General features: G+C 28.0%; 3 protein-coding genes. All 3 read left to right on the plus strand.

Annotation, left to right across the window (positions count from 1 at the left end; genetic code table 11):
* Window positions 1-216 precede the first annotated feature (216 nt).
* Window positions 217-1,089 (plus strand): Abi family protein, encoded by an 873-nt coding sequence (locus DFQ09_RS18455; RefSeq protein WP_115813076.1) that lies wholly within the window; start codon window positions 217-219, stop codon window positions 1,087-1,089.
* Between the two features lie 350 nt (window positions 1,090-1,439).
* Window positions 1,440-2,159 (plus strand): DMP19 family protein, encoded by a 720-nt coding sequence (locus DFQ09_RS18460; RefSeq protein WP_115813078.1) that lies wholly within the window; start codon window positions 1,440-1,442, stop codon window positions 2,157-2,159.
* A gap of 250 nt (window positions 2,160-2,409) precedes the next feature.
* Entirely contained in the window at window positions 2,410-3,549 is a 1,140-nt protein-coding gene (locus DFQ09_RS18465; RefSeq protein ID WP_115813080.1) for an erythromycin esterase family protein, read from the plus strand.
* Window positions 3,550-3,656: the final 107 nt, after the last annotated feature.

Raw genomic sequence — 3,656 nt, forward strand, 5'->3', positions numbered from 1 at the left:
GACTCGTACGTGTAAGGGATCACTAATCTAAAACACGTTATAGTTCTCCTCTTTTTCTATATAAAGATATTTATTACAAACTAAAGAAACACGTTACCAAACATAACCACTCATACGGTTATTAGCAAACGTAATTTAATCAAATAAAAAAAGAATAGTAACAAGTAAAACAATATATTTATATTTTATTAAAATTATAAGTCACGATAAATTAAAATGGGTAAAAAAGCAACAACCGCAAAAGAACAAATAGTAGTTCTAAAAGAAAGAGGAATGATTTTCGATTGCGGAGAAGAAAAAGCTGAAGAAATACTGTTAGACATCGGTTATTATAGACTTGGTTTTTATTGGTTTCCTTTTGAAATAGACAAGGACCATAATCTTGAAAAAGGCACTTTATTTTCGAATATAATTAACCTTTATTATTTAGACGTAGATTTAAGAAATGTTTTACTTAAATATTTAAAGCGTATAGAAGTTAACTTTAGAACTAAAATTATTTATTATACTTCTAATAAACATAAAGAAGACCCTATATGGTATTCCAATCCAAAAATAATGGCTCGTTGGTTTATAAACAACTTAGATACAAAACTATACACAGATAAATTTAAAGATGAGAATAAACAAATAAAACTTCATCATATAAAACACAGGAATGATATATATGCACCTACTTGGAAAACTTTTGAGTTTTTGACATTTGGAGCAATCGTTACTGTTTTTAATGCATTGAAAAGTGAGGAATTAAAAAAAGAAATTTCAAAGCTTTATGGATTAAATAACCTTAATACTTTTATAAACTTCATTCATACTATAAAATTTATTCGAAATATTTGTGCTCACGCAGGAGTATTATATGATTTGAATTTCCCTCAAGGTATATACAAAATCCCTAGAACTAAATTTAACGATAACAATAATCAATCATTAGATGCTGGAATAAAAACAATATCCTTTATTTTAAAAAATATATCTGAGGAAAGACATAATGAAATGAACATTGAAATAAATAAATTGTTCAAAGAATACGAAAATAACGAGACGATTAAATTAATAATTACAGATAAAATTGGTTATAAGATGTAAATCTTGTATATTTGCAAATATAAAGTGCCTAGCTATTCATTACGCTTTAGTGTTGCACTATAAAAAATTATACAGAACCTAGACATTGTGCTCTAGGTTTTTTTTTGCCTTAATTTAACTTCTGCGCTTTGAAAGTTTACAATGTCAAGAATAAAAAGCACTATTATAAATGCACCTGAATTGATTAAAAATACGTTTGGTAACACCGTATATAATTTATTGCTGGCTTCTTGTCTACTTACGAAAGTCCTCGTGGACTTTATTTGTCCATAATTATTTACTAAATTAGTTGCTTAAACCACGCAACAAACCATATACAAACCGTTGTAAGCCATTTGAGAAAAACGCCAATGAAAATAATAATCGGAATAATAATAGCAATCGGACTTTTGTTTGTTTACCTAAATAAAAAGAAACAAAATACGACAGAATCTACATCTGAAAACACAAAACCAACTACTTTCTATTCATTAAATGACGGTAATCAAAGCGAATTACTTATTTCAATGGAAATTCCTCAAACGTGGCTTGATTCAACAAAGACCAAATATGATTGGAATGAATTTGATGAATACGACAACAGAATGTGGGAATATATGTATAAATTCTTTGACGAAACAGTTGCAAAAAGTGGAATTGAAGACTATAACGAATTATGGAATAAATTAACTCGTGAACAAAAAATATTTTGGGCATTTTTATCATTTAACGGAGATACTGACAATGGTGGAGTTTATCAATTTATTTTCAATCGACCTGAATTTATTGTTGCAGTTGCGGAAACTTGGGACGAACTAAAAATGACGGAATTGGAAACTGACTATGAAAACGTATTGAAAGAATTAACTGGGAAATCGTCAAAAATTAGCGAACTAAAAGCAGTTTTTAATGATGAATCCAAAGATTGGGAAAAAAGATGGAATTCGTTCGCAGATGGATATAAAGAATTAAAATCGACCGAAAAGATTGAAGATTATTATTACGACAAAGAATTTAAGAAAAAACTGTACAAACAAGTTGCAGATTTAATCGAGAATAATATTGACAAATTTGCAACAATAAAGGAATAAAAAACGGCTTACAACAATGGCTATAAGTAATTGCTTGTTCTCGCCTACTTCTGAAAATCCTCGCGGATTTTCAGTTTGGTGTGTACTTGCAAAGTTAAGTGCTAAACCACGCAACTACTCATAGCCCAACCGTTGGCAACAATATAAACTCACTCTAATTCAATTAATTAAAGTTTTCATAATTAAAGAATATTTAACAGTTTTAGAATTAAATCTGTCTTTCTTTTGACTCTCAATCAAATATGCACTTATGAAAAAAATTATCTTCATCATTTTCACAGTCTTTGGATTCAACTCAATATTTGCTCAAGTTCAACAGAATATTTATGAATTGAACTCAATGGAAAATCTTTTAACCGAAGACATTAAGGAAATCTTAGATATAAATTTAATTGATAAAAAAGTTGTCTTCTTGGGAGAAGCTGAACATCACATTGGTTCGGATTTTTTAGCTAAAACTGAATTTATAAAATATTTAGTTTTAGAAAAAGGATATAAAGACATCGCTTTTGAAGCCGATTTTTTTGGACTTTATTTTGACCACAGCAAAATAAATTTATATTCTTTTTGGTCTCGTTCTATCCAATGTAAAGAACTATTTGAATTTTTAAAAGAACATAATGTTACTATTTGGGGTTTTGATAATCAAATGGGTTCTGGTTATACTTGGACCAATTTCACAAATAAACTGACTGAATTTCTAAAAGATAACTCTGTCAATTTTGAAGAAGACTTTATCGAAACAACTGAAATTTATATCAAAAACAGAAAAAAGGCAAACAAAGTTCTTGATAAATCAAGTTTGGAATACTTAATCAATGAAGTTGAAAAACTATTAAAAAATGATACAGTAATTAAAAATGAGCTTTGGTCTCAATTTTTAAAAAGCTATAAAAGCGACATAATTATAAATTCAACTGATAAAAGCAGTAAAAAAGCAATACCAATTAGAGATAGTCAAATGGCAAAAAACCTAGATTTCCTAATTAAAACAATGCCTGAAAAAAAATTCATTGTTTGGTTGGCAAATGCACATATGGCAAAATATGAATACGATTTTATGAAAGGTCAAACGATGGGAAGTCAATTCGTGAATATGAATCCTGATATTTCTTATCACATTGCTATTTCATCAATACATATGCCTTATAGAAAAGCTAAATGGATAGAAAAGTCTAGTAATGACAAGGAGAACCTTTTACATTTTTTACCTTCAACTGAAAAAAATTATTTTATTGACTCAAAGCAAATAATTAGTAAAAGCCCAGAATATGCGGAAAAAGAATTTGAGGGAATGTTTAATCTTGAGAAAAATAAAACCAATTGGTTTAAGCATTTTGATGCTTTAGTTTTTATATCAAAAGGAGAAAAAGTAAAATATCCTAAATAAAATACTGTTGCCAACAAAGTACTGTGGCAAAAAACAAGTAAAAACTCATTAATTTTTCACTAAAGTACTTTTATAATTTCCATCATATATTAATCCCGATTTAGCTA

The sequence above is a fragment of the Winogradskyella pacifica genome (assembly GCF_003386275.1).
Classification (GTDB): Bacteria; Bacteroidota; Bacteroidia; order Flavobacteriales; family Flavobacteriaceae; genus Winogradskyella; species Winogradskyella pacifica.

Excerpts from the sequence above, each read along its gene's own strand:
- DFQ09_RS18455 (WP_115813076.1), top strand. The coding sequence starts at position 217 with ATGGGTAAAAAAGCAACAACCGCAAAAGAACAAATAGTAGTTCTAAAA.
- DFQ09_RS18460 (WP_115813078.1), top strand. The coding sequence starts at position 1,440 with ATGAAAATAATAATCGGAATAATAATAGCAATCGGACTTTTGTTTGTT.
- DFQ09_RS18465 (WP_115813080.1), top strand. The coding sequence starts at position 2,410 with ATGAAAAAAATTATCTTCATCATTTTCACAGTCTTTGGATTCAACTCA.